Source organism: Deltaproteobacteria bacterium, assembly GCA_016709225.1.
Classification (GTDB): domain Bacteria; phylum Myxococcota_A; class Polyangia; order Nannocystales; family Nannocystaceae; genus Xiheibacterium; species Xiheibacterium phototrophicum.
Genome location: JADJEE010000012.1, coordinates 1,950,062 through 1,975,014 on the forward strand (window position 1 = coordinate 1,950,062; position 24,953 = coordinate 1,975,014).

Genomic DNA, 24,953 nt, shown 5'->3' on the forward strand with positions numbered 1-24,953 from the left:
CGGCCCCTGGCCGACCGCGCTTGAGCGCGAGCTACTGCTGCTCGAAGTGACCGTGCTCGAGCCCGTGGCCGTCGCCGACCAGCTCCATCGGCCGGTTGCTGTGTCGGGCCAGCTGCACCGCGTCACGCAGGCGCTCGAACAGCTCGCGGGGGTTCGGCAGGCCGTACAGCACGAGCTCCGGCGTCGACTGATCGGTGCTCGACACCGTCACGCGTGCGACCCCGACGACGCGATCCCACAGGCTCTGGCTGTACTTGACGTCGAGCACGCGCCACAGCTCGAGGCTGTCGACGGTCTTGCTCAGCACGCCGCGCTCGAACTCGATGCGACGCAGCGTGATCTTGTAGCGCGTCGTGGTGTGACGCAGGAAGGTCCACAACAGGCCTGGCAAGCCGATGAGCGACAGCACCCACAGCGGCCAACTCTGGAACAGGGCGATGTGCCCGAGCCCCCAGCCGAGCACACCCGCGGCCACCGATGCGAAGATCCACTTCACGTAGTCGAACACGTACGCGCCCTGCTTGGCCGGGCCGTAGTAGATGATTTCTTCGTTGCCGGGCTGTGCGACCGAGCCGGCCGGGGCCTGTGCACGCGCAGGTGTGGACGGCTGCTGCGGCTGGAGGGACGACGGCGGGGGCGGACCTTGATTGGCTGACATCGTGAGCTTGGCGTCTTCGCGGCGCGTCAGAGGATAGCAGCGTCAGCGACCCGACGCTGGCGCAGCCCGTTGCCGCGTGCGAGGGGCCAGCGAGCGACGGTCCGCGGGACAATACCGCGTGCAGCGGGACTTCTTCCGCGTGCGCCCGCTCCGGGCGCGAGGACCCGCCCATGCGTGCAACACCCGGTTTCGTCATCCATCTCGGCCTCGCGGCCGCATGCACCGTCGACGCTGCGAGCGACGACGCGAGCGCGTTCACTGCCACCGAGACCGAGACCGCGGCTGACGGCTCGACCACCGCGTCGACGGGCAGCGCCACGGGTGCATCGGCCACGGCTGCCAGCGCGACGGCGACCGGCGCCACGAGCATCGACACGGCGGCGGATGACGCCAGCGACAGCACCGACGACGACGGTCACGGCGACTCCACGGGCGGCGCGCCCGACGATGGCGCGTTGCCGGCGAAGCTCGTGGCCGGCTACTGGCAGATGTGGCAAGGCCCGCGGGTCGCCGAGATCACGGCGAACGCCCCCGAGTACAACCTCCAGTACGCCGCGTTTGCGCTGGGCACCGAGTCGGGCACTGGCCACGTGTCGTTCGACCCGGTGTACTCGCCGCCCGACGAGCTACGGCTCGACATCGCGGCCAGCCGCGCCGCGGGCTCGCGCTGGCTGCTCAGCATCGGTGGCGGTGGCGAGGGCGCGATCACCTTGCTCGAGGCCTCGCATGCCGACCAGATGGTCGCGTCGCTCATCCCCATCATCGACGACTACGGCTTCGACGGCATCGACTTCGACCTCGAGTCGGGGCCGGACGGCTGGAGCGTCGACGCGATGGCCGCGGTCGCGCAGCAACTCGACGCACACTACGGCCCGCAGTTCATCATCTCGGCCGCACCGCGCCCCTACGAGGACGAGTACCGCGATGCCGCCCTCGCGATGGGCGACACGCTCGACCTGTTCGGGTTCCAGTTCTACGACGCGCCCGAGTTCAACGACCCGCAGTTCCTGCACGACAACATCGTCTATCGCGTGAACCAAGCCATCGACCTCGGCATCCCGGCGTCGAAGATCATGATCGGCTGCATCACGTACTCCGACTACGGCTACGGGCACAACACGGTCGAGGTCTACCGCGACATCTTCCTCGAGCTCGAGCAGGACCACCCGGACCTGCGCGGGGTCTTCATCTGGGAGACGTCGCTCGATGCGCTCGAGGGCTGGAGCTTCGCCCACGGCATGGGCGCGGCGTTGCTGCCGTAGCGAAGCGAAACGCGCTGCCGACGTGGCGATGGCCGTCGCGGCCCCGCCACGCGGCCGCACGACTTCAGCCCATCGCGGGGCCCTGGTACAGCACCGGCAGCGGCGAGCGACGGCCCTGGGTCGAGCTCCAGAACTCCGGACTCGGCCGCTGGTCGAAGTCGCCGTTGTAGTAGCCGTAGCCGCCGCCGGGGCTCGACTCGTAGTCGCCCGACGAAAGTCCCATGCAGTTCATGAACGTCACCAGCAGGTTCGACAGCGGCAGACCGCGGCCGTCACCCTCGAGGCGGTAGTCGATGTAGTTGCCCTGCTGCAGGCGGCCGCCACCGCCACCCGCGACCAGCACCGGCATGTTGTCGTTGTTGTGCTGACCGTCGATGTGCACGCAGCCGTACTGCATGCACCAGTAGACGATGGCGTTGTCGAGCACCGTGCCCTCGCCCTCGGTGATGGCATCGAGCACGCCGAGCAGCCGCGCCACGCGGGCGCCGATGTGCTTGAAGTCGTCGATGATGCCGGAGTCGGTCGCGCCGTAGAGCTCGTGGTGCTCGGTGTGGCGCGTGCCGTAGCCCTGCGACATCCCCATCGTGATGCTCGCGACCCGGGTCAGATCGCAGGCCATGGCGGCGGCGAGGATGCGGAACTGGTTGTCGATCGTGCGCTCGACGTCGCTCTCGTCGTCGAGGGTCGGCGCCTCGCAGATGGCGCTGATCGAGCCATCGATCACGTCACGGACGAGATCCATGTACGCGTTCAAGCGCTGCTTGTCGTCGGCGGAGATGCGGCCGCCATCGCGCACGCGGCGGTAGTCCTCGTAGACACCGTCGACCAGCTTCTGCTCGCGCGGGTCGAGCCCGTCACCCTGCGCGGCGGCGAAGCCGGCCGCGAACGGATCGAGGATGCCCTGGGTCTGCTTGACCGGACGGACCATCTGGGGGTCGCCGTCGCCGCGCCACGAGAACGAGCGGTTGTTGCTGTAGTCGTCGCCCGACACCGGGTTCATGTTCACGACCCGGCGCACCTCGGGCACGTCGTCGCCGTAGACCTTGCTCGAGCGCGCGATGACCATGTCGACCGACTCCTGGCCCGACAGTGGCGCGGCCTCGTCGTTGTCGACGCCCGAGGCGTAGCCCGAGGCGCAGGTCGCGAACACGTAGTGGTGGTTGGGGTTCTCGATCAGCACGTCGAGCCCGCGCAGCACCGACATCTTGGCGCGGAAGGGGTCGAACGCCGCGCCGAGGATCGGCGAGATGTCGCCGCCGATCTCGTCGAGCGCCTGCAGGTTGACGTTGGGTTCGGGGCGCACGTTGGTGGTGCGATCGCCGAAGAACAGCGGGATGCTGGGGCCGTAGGGGTTGAGCAGCTGGATGTAGCGCACCGGCGCCGCCGCGACCCCGGCCTGTGCGCCGCGGGGCAGCAGCGACGAGAGCCAGGGCACCGCGAGCGTGAGTCCGGCACCGCGGAGGAACATGCGACGGCTGGATCGGGAGAGCTTCATGGCACGTGCTTCCAGAAGATGTCGTCATTGGCGATCGCGGCGACGAAGACCTCGAGCAGGCTGTCGTCGTGGCTGCGCTGCTCCATCGTGAGCAGTGCGCAGCCATCGACCTTCGCGTCGACACGGCGCATGCGGTAGTACTCGAGCACGCGCCGCGAGAAGCATGCCCGCGCCTTGTAGCTCTCGACCATCGCGTCGACGAACGCACCGGATCCGTCGATGGCCTCCGGGCCACCTTCTTCGATCCTGGGCTCCTCGACGTGGGTATCGATCGGCCAGCTGTTCTGCACGTTGCCGTCGGGATCGAGCAGCTGCTCGGTGGTGCGGGGCATGCCGACCTGGTCGTAGCCCTCGAACGCGAAGCCGAGACCGTTGATCACGCCGTGACAACCGGCGCACGCGCCGGCATCGGTCAACAGCGTGACCTTGTCGCGGTTGCTGAGCTGATCGAGATCGCCGAGCTCGTCCTGGCGGGCCATGACGGCCGCTGGATCGGGCAGGCCCAGCTCGTCGCACAACAGCAGCTTGCGGATGTGGGCCCCTCGCAGGATTGGGCTGGTCCGCGCACCGGCAGAGGCCAGCATCGCAGGGCGGTGAAGCAGTCCGCGGTGTTGGGCGGCGTCGACCGGAGTGTCGCCGCTGGCGACCTCGGTGCCGAACACCTGCGCCAGCGTCTCGCTGCGCGGGAACGCTGCGGTCGAGCCCATCAGCGTCGCGAAGTCGTCCTCGCGCCACACCACGTGCTCGAAGAACTCGTAGGCCTCGGCCTGCATCTGCGCGCCCAGACCCTCGACGTCGGCGATGCCACCCAAGGCCGCGACCTCGGGCAGCGGGTCGGCCACGGAGGTCAGCTTGGCGTAGTAGCGGAAGAAGTCGTGGACCTTCGGACCCGCGAGCTGCTGCCCCATCAGCCGTCGAACGTGCTGCTCGATGGCGTCGACGCTGTCGAGCTCACCCGCACGGGCGGCCGCGAACAACTCCTCGTCGGGCATGTCGTCGATCGCGAAGTAGGACACCCGCGAAGCGACCTCGAATTGCGTGAGGTGTACGCGATCGCCGTCGGTCTCCTCGGTGCCGTACTCGAGGTGGAACACCAGCGAGGGCGCCTGCAGCAGCCGACGCAGCAGGTACTCCATCCCCTCCGCGCCGCCACCGGACTCGACGAACCACGCCACGTAGTCGGCGATCTCGTCGTCGCGGAGATCACGGCGCCAGATCTTTGCGCCGAGCTCGGTCGCGACCGCGGCTGCGCAGGCCTCGTCGAGCTGTCCGGCACCGACGCAGACGGGCAGCTGTTGCTGCACCCACTGCGGATCGGCCAGCCCGACCTCGGCCGCGCGCTTGGCCACGCCCGACAGCGCGAGCGCGAGACCGACCGGCGGATCGATCGCGAAGTCCCCCGCGAGCACCGTCGCGTCGACCGGCAGCGCCGCCAGACGTCCGTCGATCTCTGGATCGGCGACGAGCTCCGCACCGAGCAGGCGCGTGAGCGTGTTGCGCAGCTCGGTGCTCGACAACCGCCGCATCTGCGCGAACGACAGGCCCCGCTGCTGCCGCTGCTCGTCGTCGCACGTGTAGTACATGCGCGGATCGACGGGTTCGCCGGACTCGCCGCCGGACTCGAGCCCACCACCGTCGCCGTCGGCCCCCGCGCCGCCGCTGGCGGCGGCACCGTCGGGCAAGCCGACGTAGCAACCCGTGATCGCCGCGAGCGCGAGCGCGACCGCCGTCATGCCCGCAACACGCGAGTCCACGCCCCCCGTTGCTCGTCGATCCATACGTCCCTCGCCCCGACCCATGCGGGTGATCCCGCGGCCTGTTCGAGGGAGTCCGACTCGCGGGCGGTTTGTCCCGCGCTCTTGAAAACTGCGCGCCGCGGGGGCAAATTGCCGGGCGCGCGTGGACGATGACGACGAGGTCGCGCTGCTGCACGCCTGGCGTGCAGGCGATCGCGCCGCCGGCGACGAGCTGATGCGCTCCTACTACGGTCGCGTGCTGGGCTTCTTTCGTCTGCGGGTGCCGACCGTGGCCGAGGACCTCACCCAGCACACGTTCCTGGCCTGCACCGAGGGCCGCGAGCGCGTGGTCGGCTCGAGCGTGCGAGGGTTCCTGTTCGGGATCGCGCGGCACCTGTTGCTCAAGCACCTCGAGCAATCACGGCGCGCCGAGGATGCCGCGGAGCTCGGCGCGGGCCAGCCGCAGAGCATCCTCTCGCCCAGCGGCGTGATCGCGCAACGGGCCGAGCACATGTTGTTGTTGCGCGCACTCGAACGACTGCCCGACGAGACCCAGATGCTGATCGCGATGCACTACGTCGAAGGCATGCGCAGCCGCGAGATCGCCGAGGCCCTGGGGGTGCCGACCAGCACGGTGACGACGCGGCTGTCGCGTGCGCGCGAGGCCCTGCGCGAGCAGCTGACGACGATCCGCGCCGCGCCACATACCCGCGCATCGCTGCTGTCGGAGCTGGACACGTGGGTGTCGTCGCTGGGGCCGCTGCTGCGCGGGTATCCCGATGCGAGCTAGCGGCCTATACTGCCCGTTCACCGCGTGTCGCTGCCCGCCCATCGCACCCTCACCGTGCGCGGCCTGAGTCCGGGCACGCGCCTGGGTCGACATGTCGTGGTGCGCCGCCTCGGCAGCGGTGGCATGGCCGAGGTCTACCTGGCGCGACTCGACGGACCCCAGGGCTTCGTCAAGCCGGTCGCGCTCAAGCTCATGCACACGCACCTGCTCGACGACCCCGCGTTCGTCGAGCTGTTCGGTCGTGAGGCCCGCATCGCCGCCAAGCTCGATCACCCCGGCATCGTCGGCGTGCTCGACATCGGTGAGGCCCAGGGCGAGCACTACCTCGCGCTCGAGTACGTCCACGGTCGCGACCTGCGGCAGGTGCTGGTCGACGCGCGCAACGAGCCGCTGCCGCTGGGTTGCGTGCTGCGCATCGTCATCGATGTCGCCGATGCACTCGCGCATGCGCACGGGCTCCACGACGCCGCCGGTCGGCCGCTCGACATCGTGCACCGCGACGTCTCGCCCAGCAACGTGCTGGTCTCGTACACCGGCGTCGTGAAGCTCGCCGACTTCGGCGTCGCGCGGGTCGTCGAGCAGACCCAAGCAACCCAGACCGCCTCGCTCAAGGGCAAGCTCGGCTACATGTCGCCCGAGCAATGCCTGCAGGAGGCGATCGATCGGCGCAGCGACGTGTTCTCGCTCGGCGTGGTGCTCTACGAGGCCACCACCGGTCGACGTGCGTTCGTCGGCGAGCCGCTCGCAGTACTCAACGCGGTCATCGACGGACGCTTCGTGCCGCCCGAGCAGGTCCGCCCCGACTACCCCGCGGGGCTGGCCGCGATCGTTCGCCGGTCGCTCGCCCACGAGGTCGACGCGCGCCATCCGGGCGCCGATGTCCTCGCGCGCGAGCTCGAGGCGTTCGCCGCCACCGCCGGCCTCGATGTGTCGCGCGAGGCGCTCGCGCGCGAGCTGGCGCGACGCTACGGCGCACCGGCCCTGCCCGACCTCACGCTGCATCACACCGACGAGCCGCCGTCGATGCCCGAGGACGACGCGACCCTCGAGCTCTCGACGCTGCGTCGCGCCACCGTCACGCCGACGCGATCGCGGTGGGTCTTGGGTGGCGTCGCGTTGGCCGCTGCGCTGGGGCTGGGCCTCGCAGGCTGGTCGTTCGCGCGGGAACCGGTCGAACCACCACCAACGATCGCACCCGCAGCGAGCGAAGACACCGCCCCTGCGAGCATCGCTCCGCAGACCGCGGCGGTGCCGGTGCCGGTCATGATCACCGCGCCCGAGCCGACCTCGCAGGCGCCCCGCGTGGCCGCACCGACCGCACGCACGCCGCCGCGCAACCGTCGGACGTCACGGGCGAAGCCAGTGACGACCTCGCAGCCGTCGCGTCCCGAGTCGAAGCTCGATCCACGCGACGCCATGCTTCCACGGTCGGCACGATGAGCCCCGCGGCCTGGTGGCTCGCGGCTCGTCTGCTCGCGCCCGACGACGACGCGTGGCGTGACAACGAACACTTCGTGCGCGGCACGCAGGCGTACGCCGCGGAGCAGTGGGACGAGGCCGCCAGGGAGTTCGAGCTCGCCAGCGACGAGCAGCCCCACGCGGTGTTCCTGTGGGCGTGGGCGCAGTCGCTGCGCTTCGGTGGCCACTGCGACGAGGCGGTCGTGGTCTACCGCCGCTACGTCGAGCTCGACGTCAGCGCGCTCGAGCGCCGCGATGCGCGGGCCAACATCCGCGAGTGCGGCGGCGAGCCCGAGCCCGCACCACCGCCACCGGTCGCGGCCACGCTCGACGTACCACCCCCGCCGGTGGCCGTGCCCGCGCCGGTCGCCCGCGATGGTTGGGGGCACGGGCTGACGTGGTCGGGGCTCGCGATCGCGGCGGCCGGTGGCGGCCTGCTCGGCGCCGCCCATGCCCGCGCGCAGCGGGCCGACGCCGCCGGCAACGAGGTCGACTACGCTCGTGCGATCGATTCGGCGCCCGCGATGTCGCGGGCCGGCATCGCGACGCTCGGTGTCGGCGCAGCGCTGCTGACGGCCGGCATCGTACGCTTCGCCGTGCTTGCCGCGCGCGCACGCCGAACGCAACAGGCGGCAGCACGTCCGCGCCTGCAGGTGCAGCGATGAGGCGCGCGACCCCACGCACCCTGGCACTCGCGGTGCTGTCGCTCTCGAGCTCGTGCATCGATCGCAGCGCGTATGCCTGCCACGACGACGTCGAATGCAACTCGGCGGCCGGTGGCGCATGTGAGCCGCTCGGCGTGTGCAGCTACCCCGACGACGCGTGCGACAGCGGGCGCCGCTACGGCGGATACGCGGGCGTGCTGAGCCATGTCTGCGTGGAGGCCGATGGCACCACCGCAGTGGTCACCGACACCACGACGACCGCCGATCCGAGCGTCGCGACCACCGCGGTCAGCGACGACGCCGGTGGCTCGAGCACCAGCGCGACGGACACCGGCTGCGTCGACGGCTGTCCGATCCCCGGGGGTACCGAGCTGTGGAGTCTGACCTTCGACGGCGACGTCCACGGCAACGATCGCCTGTCGAGCGTGATCACCAGCGCCGGCGGCGACATCTTCGCGGCCGGGGTGTACGGCTCGGCGACCGCCGACGCGCTGCTCGTGCGGGTCACACCGGACGGTGAGCTGGTGGCCCAGCGCGTCCACGACGTCGAGGGCGGCGACGACGATCTGATGGCGCTGCAGCAGGGCCCCGACGGCACCATCTGGACCTGCGGCCGCGGCAACAGCTCGACCGGGGGCCTGCGCGCGTGGCTGGGACAGTTCGACGTGCAGCTCACCGATGACGCGCCCAAGAGCAGCGTGACCATCGACCACGTGGTGTGTCGCACGCTCGGCATCGCGGGCGTCGGCACCTGGATCGCCGCTGGCGACGACGGCGACTACGGCGGCGGCTCGTGGATGTACACCTTCGCCCACTGGGACGCCGACGGCGGCAACGTCACCCTCACCACCGAGCCCGTCGACGATCGCTGGTCGGCCAGCGCGCTCACGGGTGACGGCACGCTGTTGTTGGCGGGCGTGCAGGCCGGTCAGGGCATCGTCACGACGAGTGACGGCAGCATGCTCGGCGACAATGTGCTCGGCGACGGCGCGGGCGCGCGGCCGCAGGGGCTCGCGGCGATCGGGGACACGGTCGTCGTCGGTGGATTCGAGAACACCGCGGGCCAGGCGGATCGATGGATCGGCGCGTTCGATACCTCCGGCGCACCGCTGTGGAGCTGGCGCGCGACCCCGCCCGTCGCGATCGGCGACGAGGTCGAGTCGCTCGCGATCGACGGCACCGGCGCGGTGATCGCGGTCGGTTTCGTGGCCGACGACGTCCGCCGCCGCTGGGCGATGAAGCTCGATCCCGACGGCAGCGAGCTGTGGTCGAAGACGTGGCCTGCAGCGGCCGATGCCCTCGACGCCGCGCGCGACGTCACCGTGCTGCCCGATGACGGCATCGTGGTGGTCGGCGAGATCACCACCGACGCGTCCGCCCAGGACGCCTGGATCGCACGCCTGGCGCCATGATCGCGCCGGTGCTCGCGGCCAGGGCGGGCCAGTCGCGGGACCCCTGCTATGCTCGTGCGCGCACGATGTATCTCCTTCGCGCGCAGCTCGAGCAGGTGCCTCCGTTCGGTACGATCGAGCTGCCGTTCGCCGACGAGGACGGTCGCGCGCGCCCGCTCACCGTCGTGCACGGCGCCGGCGGCGTGGGCAAGACGGTGCTGCTCGCGGTGCTCGGCGCGACCCGCCCCGGCAACGCCACGGTGCTGTTCGGCGGCTCCCAGGGCACCGTGCCGATCGCGACCTGCGAGTGGCAGCTGGGCCATGACGACCCCGAGCGTCCCCACCCGCTGGTGATCGCGACGCCGGTGCAGCCGCGCGCGGGCGAGGACGAGCTGGCCGCGATGCGACGACGCGAGCAGGCGCTGTTCGAGCGTCGCGCGAAGGATGGCGGCTTCGTGTTCCTCACGTTCCCCACCATCCGGTGGTTCTCGCGGCAGCCGGTGGCGATCCACGCCCCGACCCGCACCGTCGCGCACTACGACGTGCGCTCGACCGTGAACCTCGACGATGCCCAACGCGCCGACCTCACGCGCGACACCAAGACCGCCCTGGTCTACGCCGCGGTCGCTTCGGCGCTCACGCCCACCGTGCAGCGCGAACGCAACGCCCAGCGCGAGCGCTCGCCGCTCGACATGCGACTGTTCGGTGCCGCCATGCGCGAGGTCGTCGACAGCATCGTGCAGCTGGCGGGCTTCTCGTACGTCGGCGTCGATCCGATCTCACTCGAGCCGGTATTCGAGAGCGCGGGCAACCGCCGCGTGCCGTTCGACGGGCTACCGACCCGCGGCCGCCACCTGGTCGCGATCGCGGCGCTGTCGGTACGCACGCTGTGGGCCGCGTATCCCGGCACCGATCCCCGCGTGTCCGAGGCCGTGATCGCGGTCGACGACATCGATCTCTACCAGGACGCACACGTGCAGGAGCGCATCGCCGGCGCGCTGCGCCTGGCGCTGCCGGCCGTGCAGTGGATCCTCACCACCAGCTCGCCGATCGTCGCGGGCGCCTGCGCGGCCCACGAGATCCTCACGCTGCGGCGGCTGCCCGACGACGAGCGCGTCGAGCTGTTCGTCGATGCGCAGGCGCAGACCCACTAGTACCTTAGCGCGAGCCCCGGCTTCACTCCGCCCATCGCACGTGGAAGTGATCGTCGTGGCCGCGCCAGTCACGGATGATGCCGTGCATGGCGCGATCGCCATGGGGGTACTGGAACAACGACTCCAGCGTCTCGCGGGGGGTGCCGCCGTGCAGCGCGTGCTCGTACAGCAGCTCCTGCACGCGGTAGTCCATGAAGATCCACGCGACCGCGCGGGTGTCGATCATCGCCTTCACCAGCTTCCACGTCCGCGCGCGATCGAGGTTGGCGGCCGAGGCCCGGACGAAGCGGGCGACGTCGGCGTCCCGCCCGCTCAACACATAGCCGACGTCGACGTCGCGACCCGTACGGTGCGAGAGATGCGGCGGGAACGGCCCACCGCCGGCCTTGCTCAGGTCGCCGACGTGGACGTCGGGCCCGCCCTCGGCCACGCGCACGTACGCGCGCAACGACTCGCGCAGGCGGTGCACGGTGCGACGCGTGCCCCAGGCGAACGCCGGAGTCTTGATCATCCAGCCCGGACCTTCGCCGAGCTGCACGGCGTCGCGCATGTCACTGGGCTCGCCGTCCTCGACGAAGTCGGCGTAGAACACGTCGCGGGGATCGAGCTTGGCCGGGGTCGCACCGACCTCGAGGCGCTCGCGCAGCTCGTCGTGGACCAACTCGACGTGCCCCTGATCAATCGCCACGATCAGCACGTCTTTGCGGATCGCATCGCCGACACGGTAGTGCGCGATGGTGCCGGCGTCGCCGTCGCGGATCGTCGCGCGGGCGAGGCTGGCGTCGGCCGGCACCTGCGTGGCCAGCAGTGTCAGCGGCAGTGCAGTCATCGGCAACGGCTCGAGCTCGAGCTCGACGCTCGGCGCGGCGGTCGAGGTCACCGCCGACGTCGGCGGCGCGTCGACCTCGATGGCATCGCCCGCCGCCGTCGGCGACGCGTCGGTGGTGCCGGCTGGCGCAGGCTCGCCCGTGCGACTGCACGCGCCCGCCAACAACCACGGCAACCACGCGCGCGCGTTCACGGCACCACGATGTCGACGTCGACGCGTCGGTTGCCGACCTTCACGACCCGCTCGATCGGCGCGCGATCGGGCACCAGCACCTGCAACGTGTAGGTGCCGGGCTTGTCGACCGCGCGATCGAAGCGGCCGTCACGCGCCCGCGTGGTCCATCGCTCACCCTCGAAGGTGTGGTGCTCCGCGAGGCGGACTTCGGCGTCCACCGCCTTGCCGCCGGTGTCACGGACGTGGCCGCCGATCCACGGCCCCCGTACGCGATCCAGCAGCGTCTGCCACAGCGGCCGCGTCGCCTCGACCGCGGCGGTGCGCACGTCCAGCGGCGGGTTGTGGTGGGAGCCCTCGACGACGTACGCCATGGTCCCGAACGCGTGCAGATACCAGTCCTGATCGCTGCCGGCGACCGGATACGGCCCCTCGCGCACCGCGTACGCGCGGTCGTTGGGCTGTACCGGCGTCGCAGCCGCGAGCGCCTTGCCGATCGCCCGCGCGACGTCGGGCTGGTGGTCGCGCTTGCTCGGTACGACGTACGAGCTGTAGACGTCGGTGCCGTAGGTGTGGAACGACAACACCGCCGCGAAGCGTTCGCGCTCGGCCAGCCCCATCATCGCGAGGGTCTCGGGCTCGGAGCCCGGCGCGGGCCCGCGATACCACTTGTGCATGGGCGCCTCGGAGCTGCCGAGCTCGCCCCAACCGAAGGGATAGTTGCGGTTGAGATCGACGCCCTCGAATGGATCCGCGAACCCATCGCGATCGCCGTCGAAGGCGTTCTTGCGGATCGCGAAGCGCGACTCGTGCACGAACATGAAGGTGCCGTCGACGTTGACCAGCGGCACGCACCAGATCTGCAGACCGTCGACCCACGTCGTCACACGGGCGTCGTGCCCGTAGCCGGCGAGGAGCTGATCGATGGCGTCGAGCACGTACTCGATGCTGAGCAGCTCGCTGCCGTGGTGAGCACCGTCGAGCAGCACCGCCGGCTCGTCGGCGTCGTCGGCGGTGTCGGAGATGCGCAGCGCCCAGATCGGGCGCCGCTGGTGGGTACGGCCGATCTCGACCAGCTCGGTGATCGCGGGGTAGCGCTCGTGGTAGGCGCGCAGCAGCTGCTCGACCAGCGCGGGATCTTTGTAGCTGTCGTCGAGCACGAAGCCGCGCCCGCGACGGCTCGGCGCTCGGCTGGCGCGTGCGCGGAACTCGGGGTGCTCGGCCGACCACGGGATGTTGCTGTCGATCGCGAGCACCTCGACCTGCGAGCGACGTAGGCGTTCGTAGCCGACGGTGTCGAGGAAGAGGATGGCGCGACGCCCCGCCGTGGTCTCGAGGGTCGAGGTGATGCTCGCGCGCAGCGGTGCCGGCAGGCGCCGCACCTCGGCAGCGTCGATCCACGCGTAGCGCGTGTTGCCGAACGGTGTCACGTCGGAGGGCGGCTGCACGCCGTAGCGACGGCCGCGCGCAGGCATGTGCTCCCGCGACGCGTGCTTGCTGGCATCCATCGTCGTCAGCAGCGTCACGGCGGCGGTGCTGGTGTGTCGTGGCCCAACCCGCACGCCGACACAGCCGAACGCGTAGGTGGTGTCGTGCGCGGTGGTGGTCGCGATGTGCTCGAGCGTGTCGCCGTCGTAGACGCTGGCGACCAGCTGCGGGCCGATCATCAGCACCACCAGCTCGAGGCGCTTGCGCTTGGCGAGCGCGAGCTTGGTGGTCGACAGCGAGGCCTCGGAGCCCATCGGCAGCGCCATGCCGCGGTCCCATCGATGCAGCCGCAAGCGATCGCCCTCGACACTGGCGCCGTAGCCCGACGGCGTGCCCGGTGGATCGCCGACGTAGCGCTGGCGCACCAGCACGCTCAGATCGAGCTTGCCGACGTTCTCGACGCGCGCCCGCACGAGCCCGTCACCGAGGTGCGCGGCGGGGTCGTCGGGGAACCACAGCTGCTCGGCCGGCGGCGTCGCAAACACCGGCATCAGGCGACCGCCGTCATCGGTGAACTCGCCGTTGCTCTTGGCCTTGCCGACCACCGGCGTGTCGCTGGCGCGCACGCTGCCCAGCAGGGTGTGCTCCCGTGCGGGGTCGTGCTGGGGGAAGCCCGTCACCGCGGGCGCCGCGGCCGGGGCCCCACGCGAGGGCGACGGCGCGAGCGCGAGCGCGAGCGCGAACAGGCATGCGCGCGTCGACACGACCTCGATCATGGCGCGCGCGCACAGACGTGCGCAAGCTCTTTGCTATCCTGCCGCCGCGCGAGCCGCCCCCACGCATGCCGCACCTCAGCATCGCGCTGCTGCACCACCCGGTGTGCAATCGACTCGGCGAAGAGATCACGTCGACCGTCGATCACTTCGACGTCATGGACGGCTCCCGGCTCGCGCTCACCTACGGCGTATACCGGCTGTTCGTCGTCAACCACCTGCCGGCGCAGCAGGCCCTGGTCGAGCGCTTGATCCGACATGGCAGCGCGGCGTCCGAGCGCGACGACGCCCGTGGCGAGTTCGCCCGCACCCGCTGGGCGCCGGATCTCGCGGCTGCGATCGCCGAGCTCACCCGCGAGCACGGTCGCGCCCCCACCACGCTGGCGACCAGCGCTCGGATCGGCGGTGACGCGATCTCGTTCGCGCACGCGCGGGTGCGCCTGCAGGCCGGCGAGCCGATGCTGCTGCTGATGGGCAAGGCCTGGGGCCTCGCGCCGCGCGTGCTCGAGGGCGCCGACCTGCGACTGCAACCGATCGACGCCGGCACCGGCTTCAACCACCTCTCGGTCCGCAGTGCGATGGCGATCCTGGTCGATCGCCTGCTCGCCCCCGCGGCGTCGTGAGGCCGGCCCGATCTGGTGCAGGTGGCTGCGCCGCCGCGGCCGCGACCGTATGAGGGTCGCCGATGACCTCGACTTCGCGCGATCGACTCGCACTCCTCACCGCCGTACTCGGACTCGCCGCCTGCGGGGACGGCACCACCACCGCCGACGGTGGCACCACGCAGGCCGACTCCAGCGCCGGTGAGAGCTCGGGCGGATCGAGCTCGGGCGGACCGGGCACCGCGAGCCTCACGGGCGACAGCACGTCGACCGATCCCGGCAGCACCGGCGAGACCACCGTCGACCCCTCCGCGGGCAGCGACAGCAGCAGCACCGACGCGTCCGCGAGCGACTCCAGCAGCGGCGGCAGCTCGGACGGCTCCAGCTCCGGCGGCGCGGCCTCCAGCGAGACCACCGCGGCCAACCCGTGCGACAGCGACATGATCGCGCCGGCGGTCACCAGCGCGCTCGATGCGATCGTGGTCGAGGCCGGCACCACCAGCGTGCAGTACACCCTCAGCTTCGACGAGCCGGTCGCGCTCGCGGTCGGTGCGGTGTCGATCTCCGGCGGTGCGACCATCAGCGCGCCGAGCTTGCCCGCCCAGGGCACCGACTTCGATCTCACCATCGACGGCCTCGATCCCGGCACCAGCTACACCCTGTCGGTGAACGCCGCCGCGATCGCGGACAGCTGCGGCAACGCGCTCGCACAGGACGAGACGCTCGACCTCATCGGCGCCTGCACCCTCGATCAGACGCCACCGACGCTCACCAGCGCCGCGTTCGTGCAGCTGGACCCCGACACCACCGCGTCGGTGATCCAGCTCGACTTCGACGAGCCGGTCGCGCTCGAGGATGCCGACCTCGCGCTCGCCAACGGCGCTACGATCGACAGCGTCGAGCCGGCGCTCCCGACCACGGCGAGCAGCTTCTCGGTCTCGGTCAGCGGCCTCGTCGATCTACACGACCTCACCATCTCCGGCTTCGCCGACGCGTGCGGCAACGCGGCGGCCGACACCGGCTTGACGATCTGCGTCGGCAACTCGGCCCGCCTCGACTTCACCGGTGGCGAGCAACAGTTCGTGGTGCCGCCGTGCGCCGACGGCTCGGTGTTCATCGAGGCCTACGGCGCGCAGGGGGCCGACGCCACGGGTGCCGACCCCGGCACCGCCGGTCTCGGTGGCTACGCCGCCGGCGATCTCTCGGTCGCGAGCGGCGAGGTGCTCTACGTGTTCGTCGGCGGCCGCGACGGCTACAACGGCGGCGGTGCGGCCGGCACCGGCAACACCAACGCCAGTGGCAACGGCGGCGGCGCGACCGATGTCCGCTACGGCGACAACACACTGGCCGATCGCGTGATCGTGGCCGGTGGCGGCGGTGGTGCGGCCGGCGATGCGGAGGGCTCGTGCATCGACGCAACGCCGGGCAACGGCGGCGAAGGTGGTCACCCCGACGGCGGCAGCGGTAGCTCGGGCTTCGGCTGCGCGGGCGAGGTGCACGGTGGCGGTGGCGGTGCGCAGGCCACCGGTGGACTCGGCGGCATCAGTGCCGGCAATTGCTCGACCTCCGGTGGCAGCGGTGCCGACGGCGATCTCGGCCTCGGTGGCAACGGCGGGTCCGGCGTGCAGGGCTGCGGCGGCTTCACCGGCGCTGGCGGTGGCGGTGGCGGTGGCGGCTTCTACGGCGGCGGTGGCGGAGCCGGCGGCCCCGGTGGCGGTGGCGGCTCGTGGGCCGGCGGTGGTGGTGGCGGCGGCGCGTCGTACATCGACGGTGTCGACGGCGGCGTCACGGTCGACGGTGCCATCACCGGCGACGGCTTCGTCGTCGTCTCGTGGTAGTCGCTCGGCCCCTCGCAATCAGTCGGGGCGGCCACTGGGCAGACCGATCACGGTGACGTCACCGTGGTCGGTCGGGATGCGCTCGTGCAGCAGCTGGACGACCTGTTGGTAGCCGGCGCGCTGCAGGCGATCCTGCATCTGCCGCCCGCCCTCGACGTTGTGGTGCCAGTGACCAGTCTGCTTGAACGCCCCGCGCGACATGGTCTGCAGCACGATCGAGCGCTGATCGAAGGGCAAGCCGGCGACGTTGCGACGGTAGCCCTCGGTGATCTGACCGCCCCACGAGCTCGGCGCGTTCGAGGTGTAGAAGACCCGCACCGGCACGCCCAACGCCTTCGCGGCGAGCCCCACGGTGCGCAGCGAGTCGTCGCCCAGCAGGTCGCCCTTGATCGGCATGATGCGCCCCTGCTGGAACAGCAGCCGCACGTAGGCGTAGTGCTCGGGGTTGGCGAGCCAGCCGTAGCCCGGCGCCTTCGGATCGGGGGTCGCCTGCTCGCGGTAGTACTCGTGCAACCGCTCGCGGGTGGCGTGGTAGCCACGGCGCAGCTTGGCCAGCTCGGGTGAGCCTGCGAACGCAGTCTCGATGAGCGCCGCGGCACGCCTGCTCTGCGAGGGCGACCACAGCGCGACGAACTCCTCGGGTGTCGCGGCGGCGAGCACGAACACCTTCAGGCGCTGGTGGTGATCGGTGACACGTGGATCGTAGTCCATGACCCACGCCCACTGCGAGCGCGCGACTGCGATGAAGCTGTAGTTCTGATCGCTGCCGACGCCGATGTAGGCGCCACCGATGTTGGCGAGGTAGCGCCGCCACAGGTGTGCGCGTGGCTCGTTCGACTCGAGGTAGGGGAACGGATCGCGACAGTGCAGCTCGCTGCGACCCCCGCGGGACTGCGCAGCGCCCCAGCCGACGCGCACATCCTCGGAGCAGATCGCCTTGGTCTCGATGGGATCCTGCGTGATCGCGGTGAACTTCGCCAACGCGTCGGCCTCGGGCGGCTCGGGCTCGGGCACCACCGCCCGTGGAAATTCGATCGCGGCGCTGGGGAAGCGCGTCAGCACGCCATCGTCCGCGACACAACGCGCGCTCAGACGATGGTTGCCGCTCTGCATGAACTCGACGCGCCGATGCGCGCCGTGGATGCGTCCGGCGGGCCAGTACCACGAGCCACCCTTGAGCACGCGCGTGCGACCGCACGGCACGGCGCCGTCGCACGGCCCGAGCGGGTCGCGTCCGTTGCAGCTGCTGCCGCAGTGGGTGAGGTCCTCTTCGCCGGCGGTCGCCGTCCACTCGTAGCCGTTGCCGGCCATCTCGAACAGACCGTAGCGCGCGGCCGGCAGGGTACCGACCGGCTTGGTCGCGTGCTCGCTGCAGTCCCAGCGATGCTCCTTGCCGGGAAACGGCGTGCAGTGCATGGGCGCGCACTCGCGGTACTGCGCCCGCTCGCACGTCGGCTCGGCGTCACCCCACGGGAAGCGCTCGCCGTCGGGTCCACGCGCAGCCTTCTCCCACTCCCACTCGCTCGGCAGGCGCTTGCCCGCCCACGCGCAGAAGCGCAGCGCGCGATCCCAGTCGAGCGGCACCATCGGCTGATCGCCGGCGACGAACGGCGCCATGATGCGCTGCTGGCCGTTGCGGCGCTTCGGACACGCGCCCTCGGCGTGACAGCGATCGTACTGCGCGATGGTGATCTCGTGGCGATCGACGTAGAATGTCGAGATCTCGATCTCGCGTCGTGGCCGCTCCTCGGGCGGGCCGTCGTCGCTGCCGACGATCGCGAAGCCACCGGGAACGCACGACATGTCCGCGGGCGCCGGCACGCACGGTGCGTGATCCGACGGCAGGAGCGCGCGCCGGAAGCCCGCCACGCGCGCAGCATCGAGCAGCGGAACCAGCTCGGCGGCCTCGCGCGCATCGTCGATCTCGACCGCGAGCGGCCGCTGGCGATCGGGCGCGGCGGCGAAGAGCTCGGGCGTGGCCGCCTTCGCCGTCGCCAGCGAGCTCCCACCATCGAAGAGCTCGACGCCGTCGGCGCGCACCTGCAGACGCAGGGCGTCGCCCCGCGGCGCGAACGACAGCGGCAGCGCGACGACCTGCTCACCTGCCGCGATCTCGCCCACGCGATGTGTCGCCACCGACGCCAACACGCCCCGCAACGCACCGATGCGGCTGGTCGCATCGAGCTCGATGCGCGTCACCTCGGCGTCGCCGATCGCCGCCCGCACCGCGTCGATCTCGTAGGTGGGCTGGAGACCATCGGAGAGGACGCCGGGCGCCTCGACGGGACGCTGCGCCGCGAGCTCGCGGCCGTCGAACCAGATCGCTCCGCCGCGCAGCACGATCGCCGGCGGGCCCGCGACATCCTGGGCGCCACCGTGGCCGACAGGCTCGGCGGCCCCCGCTGTGGGATTGGCACTGGGTTCGCCCGGCCGCGGCTCGCCACATGCGAGCGCGAGCACGATCACCGAGGCGATGACGCGGACGTCGGACACTGCGGACGTTGATATCAGCAACGTGGTCGCTCCTTGGGCGGGCTCGGCCGGTGACGCGCGAGCCACCCCCCGCCATCCGGCACCCCAGCCTCCGGCCACCACTCTTGCCACCCGGCCCGGGGATTCGCCGGGGGCTCGGGGGCATGATTTCAAGGGCTTGGCTTCGGCACACAATGTGCTCGGGGGCAGGTGGAAGTCCCACCCGAGGATCCACGACGATGATGCTCCGCCGACTGCTCCGCCTGCCGCTCGCACTCGCCCTCTTCACCGCGTGCGACGCCGCCGACGACGACGCGGCGATCGATGCCGACGCGCCGCTGTCGAGCTACGACGCGCTCTTCGAGGGTGCACCGATCGGCAAGGACCTCCCCTTCGAGCTCAAGGCCGACGGTCCTGCGCCGCTGCACCACGACGAGCTGGTCGAGCTGCAGTCGCCGGTGAAGAGCCAGGGTCGACGCGGGGTGTGCTCGATCTTCGCGACCACCGCGCTGATGGAGCACCTCTACATCAAGGCTGGCGTCGACGAGCCCGACTTCAGCGAGCAGTACCTGCAGTGGTCGACCAAGTTCGAGCTCGGCGCGTTCAAGAACACCAGCGGCTCCAACAACACCTTCAACCTCGATGCGATCACCCGCTTCGGCATCCCGGAGGAGTCGGCGTGGCCGTACGAGATCGCCCAATGGGACGGCACCAACGACGCCGCGTGTGCGGCCGGCGGCGAGAACCTGCCGACGCGCTGCTACACCAACGGTGAGCCGCCGACCGAGGCCCGCGAGGCCGAGAAGTTCCACCTGCCCAAGAGCCGCTTCGTGAGCACGCGCCGCGCCGCGATCATGGACCACATCCGCGTCAACGGCACCGCGGTCGCGATCGGCCTCGACTTCTTCTACCAGAGCTGGAACCACCGCAAGTCCACGCTACCGGTCAACTCGGACAACTGGGACCGCGGCATCGTGCTGTTCCCGAACGACGCCGACGTCACCGCGAGCCACCTGCAGCGGGCCGGCCATGCCGTGCTCATCGTCGGCTGGGACAGCGAGTTGGAGGTGCCGCGTCGCGACGAGCACGGCGAACTCGTGCGCGACGACGACGGCAACCCGGTGGTCGAGAAGGGCTTCTACATCATCAAGAACAGCTGGGGCACCGCGGGCTTCGGCATCGACAACCCCCATGGTGCCGGCTACGGCTTCCTCTCGATGGACTACGTCGAGGAGTACGGCAACGCGCGAGTGAGCGACGTGCCGGTGGTGACTCCCGACGCGCCCGAGCCCGGTGAGGCCGAGCAGTTTGCCTCTACGCGCAGCATCGCGATCCCCGACAACGACACCACCGGCATCAGCGACACCATCGAGGTCGGCTCGATGGGTGTCGTCGAGCGCGTCTCCGTGGGCGTCGACATCAGCCACGGCTTCCGTGGCGACCTCGTGGTCGCGCTGCGCAAGGGCGAGCGTCGCGTGGTGCTCTCGAACAAGCAGGGCGGCGGACAGAAGGATCTGGTGCAGACCTTCGTCCTCGAGACCGAGCTCGACGGCATCGATCGCGCCGGCGCATGGACACTCGAGGTCGCCGACACCGCCCGCGCCGACGAAGGCACCCTGCGCGGCTGGACGATCGCGATCCAGTAGCTCGCGACGCGCCCGCTAGCGCGGGCGTGACCTCGCCGCAGACGTTCGCGCTGCGGCCTTCTTCGCAGGCTTCGCCTTCGCTGCCTTCTTCGCAGGCTTCGCCTTCGCGGCCTTCTTCGCAGGCTTCGCCTTCGCTGCCTTCTTCGCAGGCTTCGCCTTCGTCACCTTCTTCGCAGGCTTCGCCTTCGCTGCCTTCTTCGCAGGCTTCGCCTTCGCTGCCTTCTTCGCAGGCTTCGCCTTCGTCACCTTCTTCGCAGGCTTCGCCTTCGCTGCCTTCGTCGCAGGCTTCGCCTTCGTCGCGGGCTTCGCCGGGAGCTCACCGAAGCCGCCGAAGTAGAGCTCCATCGGCGTCAGGTAGTGCTCGTACCAGCCCTGGGCGTAGCGGGCGGCCTGGCCTGCCGGGATGTCCAAGTGCGTGATCGTGACGCGCGTGCCGTCGGGATCGGACTCGAGCTCGAGCTCGAGTCGCGAGTCCGGTGCGTCGGCGGGGAAGTCCCGCGTGCGCCAGTTCTGCACGATGCGCCCGCCACCGTGCTCGAGGGTGCGCGCCTCGATGTAGCCGCCCCAGGCCTCGAACACACCGTCGTCCCGCACCCGCGCGCTGCCACCCGTCATCGCCGCGTGCCGTGCGGGATCGAGCCACGCCTCGCGGATCGCATCGACGCTCGCGGGCAGGACGGCGGTGACGTACGCGCGCTCTGTGGCCATGGCCGCCCTACCGTGGCGCCTGCACGCCGCGGTTGTCAAACGTCCCAGGGGACGTCCCAGGGGGATCGCAGCCGATGTCCCAGGGGACGTCGCGCACCCGCGACGACGCGAGGGACCGCGACGTTGGTCGATCGGCCACACCCCCCGATGGCGCGACGCTTGCTCTTCGCTGCGACCTTCACATGCACGGGACGAAGGGGGCGCAGATGATGGACATGCACAGTTGGGGTTGGCTTGGAGCGCGTCGCGCGAATTGGATGATGGCGGCCGCGATCGCGATGGCGTCGGCATGCGACGCGGACTCCCCGGACGACGACGGCCTCGCGCAGGACCACCCCCGCTCGGGCGGCGGTGCGACGTGCCGGACCTGCGGCTACAAGAACTCGCCGATGCTCGGCAAGTTCGCGCTCGACACGTTCACACTGCCGACGGCGGCTGCGCCCGCCGAGGGCCTGCAGCTGGTCGGCATCGTCGACCCGGGCGGCCAGGCTGCGACGGTCAAGATCGACGACGAGGCCTTCTTCGCGGTCTCCGGCGGCGTGACCTACGGCGGCGCGCAGCTGGAGGGCTGGTCGCTGGTGTTCGCATCGGGCACCGGCGAGCGCTTCGAGGTCGAGATCGCAGTCGCCACCGGTGTGTTGGACTGGGCGACCGGCGCGACGGTGCCGAGCTACACGCTCTTGTACCGCGACCCTGCGAGCCCCGACGGCGACGACAACGTCTGCCCGGGTGTGAACCCCGACCACCCCTCGATCGTGCTGATCTCGGGCGAGCGCTACGACTTCGAGACGAAGTCGGTCGAGCCGGGCCTACCCGACATGGTCACGCTGGCCTGCCACGGCCACGCCATCGCGAAGCTGCGCATGCTCGGCTATGGCCCCAACGACGACGCCGGCGCGACGCCCTCACAGCGCCAGGCGGCGCTCAAGATGCTGACGGCGGACTACTGCGGGAAGGGACACTCGTTCACCGCCATCGGGCAGCCGCTCGACTGGCACGACGCGCTCGATACCTTCGTGTCGAGCATCGCAGACCCCAGCCGACTCGAGGCGAAGTGGACCGACGCGGGCGCGTCGTGCCTGGCGACACCGCGGCTCGTGAAGCGAAGCGAGGTCGAGAAGGAGTGCCCCGCCCTGCCGCGGTGCAACGGCACGCTCGACCTCGACGGCAACGACTGGATCTCGCTCAACCCCTGACCTACCGTCGGTCATGGTGTCGAGGTGACGCGCGTAGGCCCCACACCGAGCGACGCCACGCCGTCGCGTGGGCACGCCGCCCCCACGACCGACGGCGAGCGCCGCGAGCCTGTCGCTACGTCCGAACCGATCGCCGTCGATCGCTACGTGATCGTGCGCCCGCTCGGTGAGGGCGGCATGGGTGTGGTCTACGAGGCCCGCGATCCCGAGCTCGATCGTCCGGTCGCGCTCAAGCTGCTGCACCCGCTGCGTGGGGGCCTGCGCGCGAGTCGACGGCTGCTACGGGAGGCACAGCTGCTCGCGCGACTGTCCCATCCGAACGTCGTGCAGATCCACGACGCCGGCGAGATCGGCACGCACGTGTTCCTGGTGATGGAGCTGGTGGTCGGTCGCACGCTGCGCCAGTGGCTCGCGACCAAGCCGCCGGTGGCCGATGTGCTGCAACGCTTCATCGAGGCCGGTCGCGGCCTCGCGGCGGCCCATGCGGCCGGCATCATCCACCGCGACTTCAAGCCCGACAACGTGCTGGTCGGCGACGACGGTCGCACCCGCGTGGCCGACTTCGGGCTCGCGAACTTCGATCGCCACGGCGCGCCGACGACCGCGCTGTCGCTCGCGTCAGCGCCACGCGCGAGCACGCTGACCGCCACCGGCGCGGTCATGGGCACGCCGCTCTTCATGGCGCCCGAGCAACACCTGGGCGCCGAGATCGGCCCCGCCGCCGATCAGTTCGCCTTCTGTGTCGCACTCCACGACGCGTTGTTCGGTCAGGCCCCCTTCGGTGGCGGGCGCACCGACGACGTCGCAGCGGCAGTCATCGCGGGTCGCTACCGGGAGCCCGATCGCGTGCCCGCGTCGCTTCGCTGGTTGCATCACATCGTGCGCCGCGGACTCCAGCTCGAGCCCCGCGCGCGCTTCCCCGACATGCTCGCGCTACTCGACGCGCTCGCGCGCGACCCGGCCCGCCGCCGTCGTCGCTGGCTCACCGCGATCGCAGGCGCGGGCCTGGTTGCAGCGGGCACCTGGGCCGCGACACGCAGCGTTGCGACCGCGCCCTGCTCGGATGGTGCCGAGGCGATCGCGTCGATCTGGAACGCGGACGCGCGCAGAGGCCTCGCCGCAACCGCAGACGCGCGCGAGGCCGGCGAACGGCTCGCGAGCCACCTCGACGGCTACGCCCAGCGGTGGCGTACGGCCCACCTCGAGGCCTGCACGGCCCATCGCGACGGTGCGATGTCGTCGGCGATGTTCGATCGCGCGAGCGCCTGCATGGAGCGGCGCCGCGATGCGCTCTCGACCCTCCTCGAGCTCGCCGCCGCGCCCGACGCCGGCCTCGAGCATGCCGTCACCGCTGCGTTGCGCCTGCCCGACCCTTCGCGCTGCCACGATCCCACCGCCGTCGAGCTGTCCGTGGGCACGCGCACCGATCCGGACGCTGCTCGCACGATCGACGCTCTGCGCGACCGGCTCGCACGCGCGAAGGTCCGCCACGACGGTGGCGCCGTCGACGGGGCGACCATGGAGCTGGCCGCGATCGAGCGCGAGGCGCAAGGCCTGGCGGACCCTGGCCTCGTCGCCGAGGTGGCGCTCGTCACCGCCGTGCTGGCGATGGACCGCAGCGACTGGCCCGCGGCCGCATCGCAGCTCGAGGTCGCCGCGTCGCAAGGCCTGATCGCGCAGCTCGACGCGTTGGTGGCCGAGGCGCTCGCGCGCAAGCTGTTCGTCGACGGCATCGACGCACCCGACGTCGAGCGCGTGCTCGCCGATGCTGCCATCGCCCGCGCGATGGTCCACCGTGCCGGCGATCCACCCGAGCTCGCGGCGCTGCTGGCCAACAACAGCGGTGTCTTGCGCAGCCTGCTCGGACAGCGCGAGGGCGCGCGGCGGGACTTCGCGGCCGCGGCGGCGCTCGCCGACGTCGAGCACGCCAACCCGGTCGACGTTGCCGGCAACCTCGTCAATCTCGCGCTGCTCACCGAGGATGACGACGAGAGAGAGACCATCCTCGACCGCGCTGCCACGTTGCTACGCCAGGCGCTCGGCGAGCACCACCTCATGCTGCTCGACATCGAAGACGTCCGCGCGCGGCAGACCGGCGCGCGCGACCTCGCACGCCGACGCTTCGAGGCCCTGTGCCCGCAGTTCGACGCGCGCATGCCCGGCGCTGCGTGGCCGCGCCAGCTGTGCCACACCCGCCTCGCCGAGCTGTACGAAGTGCGCGGCGACGTCACCGATGCGATCCGCGAGCTGGAGCTCGCCCGCGCTGCGCTCGACGCGAGCGACGACGGGGCATCGCCGGCATTCCGTGCAATCACGCGCAACCAGCTCGCGGGGTGGCTCGCGTGGCTGCGCGGCGATGCCGAGCTCGCGCTCGCAGATCTTGACTCCGCAGCCGCAGCGCTCGTCGAGGTCGGATCGCGCGACTACGCCGACATCGCCGACGTCGCGTGGCTTGCCGCACGGGCCCAGCTCGCGCTGGGCCGACGCGACCAGGCGCGGGCTCGGCTCGCAGCGGCGATCGGCGGCTGGGCGCTGCACCTGCAGCGAACCCGCGATCCCGCGGTGCGTGATCGCATGGACCGAGCGCGCGCGCTGCTGACGAGCCTCGACGCGGGCTGATCGACCCTACCCCGCCGCGATGTGGGCGATCGGCGTCCTCGTCCGTACTGCATGCACGCTGC

The 24,953-nt window shown here is 71.1% G+C and carries 18 protein-coding genes; 11 read left to right on the forward strand and 7 right to left on the reverse strand.

Annotated features, from left to right (window positions below):
* Nucleotides 1–31: 31 nt before the first annotated feature.
* Entirely contained in the window at nt 32–658 is a 627-nt protein-coding gene (locus IPH07_33110) for a PH domain-containing protein (GenBank protein MBK6922278.1), read from the reverse strand.
* 170 nt (nt 659–828) lie between these two features.
* Here IPH07_33110 and IPH07_33115 point away from each other — a divergent pair, with 170 nt between their 5' ends.
* The gene (locus IPH07_33115) at nt 829–1,920 is read left to right on the forward strand and encodes a hypothetical protein (GenBank protein MBK6922279.1); all 1,092 of its coding nucleotides are present in this window, start codon (nt 829–831) and stop codon (nt 1,918–1,920) included.
* 64 nt (nt 1,921–1,984) lie between these two features.
* Here the strand turns inward: IPH07_33115 and IPH07_33120 are convergent, their stop codons facing one another.
* Both IPH07_33120 and IPH07_33125 read right to left on the reverse strand, forming a co-directional pair.
* The gene (locus IPH07_33120) at nt 1,985–3,415 is read right to left on the reverse strand and encodes a DUF1552 domain-containing protein (protein ID MBK6922280.1); all 1,431 of its coding nucleotides are present in this window, start codon (nt 3,413–3,415) and stop codon (nt 1,985–1,987) included.
* Nucleotides 3,412–5,169 (reverse strand): DUF1592 domain-containing protein, encoded by a 1,758-nt coding sequence (locus tag IPH07_33125; protein MBK6922281.1) that lies wholly within the window; start codon nt 5,167–5,169, stop codon nt 3,412–3,414. Before IPH07_33125 ends, IPH07_33120 begins: the two co-directional genes overlap by 4 nt.
* Before the next feature lie 145 nt (nt 5,170–5,314).
* Here IPH07_33125 and IPH07_33130 point away from each other — a divergent pair, with 145 nt between their 5' ends.
* From IPH07_33130 to IPH07_33150, 5 genes are all read left to right on the forward strand, one after another.
* Nucleotides 5,315–5,941, forward strand: coding sequence for a sigma-70 family RNA polymerase sigma factor (locus IPH07_33130; protein MBK6922282.1), 627 nt, complete (start codon nt 5,315–5,317; stop codon nt 5,939–5,941).
* A 24-nt stretch (nt 5,942–5,965) separates the two neighbouring features.
* The gene (locus tag IPH07_33135) at nt 5,966–7,381 is read left to right on the forward strand and encodes a protein kinase (GenBank protein MBK6922283.1); all 1,416 of its coding nucleotides are present in this window, start codon (nt 5,966–5,968) and stop codon (nt 7,379–7,381) included.
* On the forward strand, nt 7,378–8,064 hold the full coding sequence (locus tag IPH07_33140; protein ID MBK6922284.1) for a hypothetical protein: 687 nt from the start codon (nt 7,378–7,380) through the stop codon (nt 8,062–8,064). Before IPH07_33135 ends, IPH07_33140 begins: the two co-directional genes overlap by 4 nt.
* Nucleotides 8,061–9,476, forward strand: a complete 1,416-nt coding sequence (locus IPH07_33145; protein MBK6922285.1) for a hypothetical protein — start codon at nt 8,061–8,063, stop codon at nt 9,474–9,476. Before IPH07_33140 ends, IPH07_33145 begins: the two co-directional genes overlap by 4 nt.
* 65 nt (nt 9,477–9,541) lie before the next feature.
* Complete coding sequence (locus IPH07_33150; protein ID MBK6922286.1) at nt 9,542–10,609, forward strand: hypothetical protein; 1,068 nt, start codon at nt 9,542–9,544, stop codon at nt 10,607–10,609.
* 22 nt (nt 10,610–10,631) lie between these two features.
* Here IPH07_33150 and IPH07_33155 read toward each other — a convergent pair whose 3' ends face one another.
* Nucleotides 10,632–11,630 carry a penicillin-insensitive murein endopeptidase gene (locus tag IPH07_33155; GenBank protein ID MBK6922287.1) on the reverse strand — a complete coding sequence of 333 codons (999 nt, stop codon included), beginning with the start codon at nt 11,628–11,630 and terminating at the stop codon, nt 10,632–10,634.
* The gene (locus tag IPH07_33160) at nt 11,627–13,801 is read right to left on the reverse strand and encodes a hypothetical protein (GenBank protein ID MBK6922288.1); all 2,175 of its coding nucleotides are present in this window, start codon (nt 13,799–13,801) and stop codon (nt 11,627–11,629) included. The genes IPH07_33155 and IPH07_33160 overlap by 4 nt, the downstream gene beginning before the upstream one ends.
* A 77-nt stretch (nt 13,802–13,878) precedes the next feature.
* On the opposite strand from IPH07_33160, the gene IPH07_33165 reads away from it, so the two are divergent.
* Together IPH07_33165 and IPH07_33170 are read left to right on the forward strand one after the other, a co-directional pair.
* On the forward strand, nt 13,879–14,433 hold the full coding sequence (locus tag IPH07_33165) for an RNA methyltransferase (GenBank protein ID MBK6922289.1): 555 nt from the start codon (nt 13,879–13,881) through the stop codon (nt 14,431–14,433).
* Between the two features lie 62 nt (nt 14,434–14,495).
* A complete protein-coding gene (locus tag IPH07_33170; protein ID MBK6922290.1) occupies nt 14,496–16,250 on the forward strand; it encodes a hypothetical protein in 1,755 nt (584 codons plus the stop codon).
* 18 nt (nt 16,251–16,268) lie between these two features.
* On the opposite strand, the gene IPH07_33175 is transcribed toward IPH07_33170, so the two are convergent.
* Nucleotides 16,269–18,743, reverse strand: coding sequence for an SUMF1/EgtB/PvdO family nonheme iron enzyme (locus IPH07_33175; protein MBK6922291.1), 2,475 nt, complete (start codon nt 18,741–18,743; stop codon nt 16,269–16,271).
* Nucleotides 18,744–18,961: 218 nt separating this feature from the next.
* Between IPH07_33175 and IPH07_33180 the strand changes: the two genes are divergently transcribed.
* Nucleotides 18,962–20,368, forward strand: a complete 1,407-nt coding sequence (locus tag IPH07_33180; protein ID MBK6922292.1) for a proprotein convertase P-domain-containing protein — start codon at nt 18,962–18,964, stop codon at nt 20,366–20,368.
* A gap of 15 nt (nt 20,369–20,383) precedes the next feature.
* Here the strand turns inward: IPH07_33180 and IPH07_33185 are convergent, their stop codons facing one another.
* Entirely contained in the window at nt 20,384–21,076 is a 693-nt protein-coding gene (locus IPH07_33185; GenBank protein ID MBK6922293.1) for an SRPBCC domain-containing protein, read from the reverse strand.
* A 215-nt stretch (nt 21,077–21,291) separates the two neighbouring features.
* Here IPH07_33185 and IPH07_33190 point away from each other — a divergent pair, with 215 nt between their 5' ends.
* The gene (locus IPH07_33190; GenBank protein MBK6922294.1) at nt 21,292–22,272 is read left to right on the forward strand and encodes a hypothetical protein; all 981 of its coding nucleotides are present in this window, start codon (nt 21,292–21,294) and stop codon (nt 22,270–22,272) included.
* Nucleotides 22,273–22,419: 147 nt separating this feature from the next.
* Nucleotides 22,420–24,891: a serine/threonine protein kinase gene (locus IPH07_33195; protein MBK6922295.1), complete on the forward strand. Its 2,472-nt coding sequence runs from the start codon at nt 22,420–22,422 to the stop codon at nt 24,889–24,891.
* Nucleotides 24,892–24,953 lie beyond the last annotated feature (62 nt).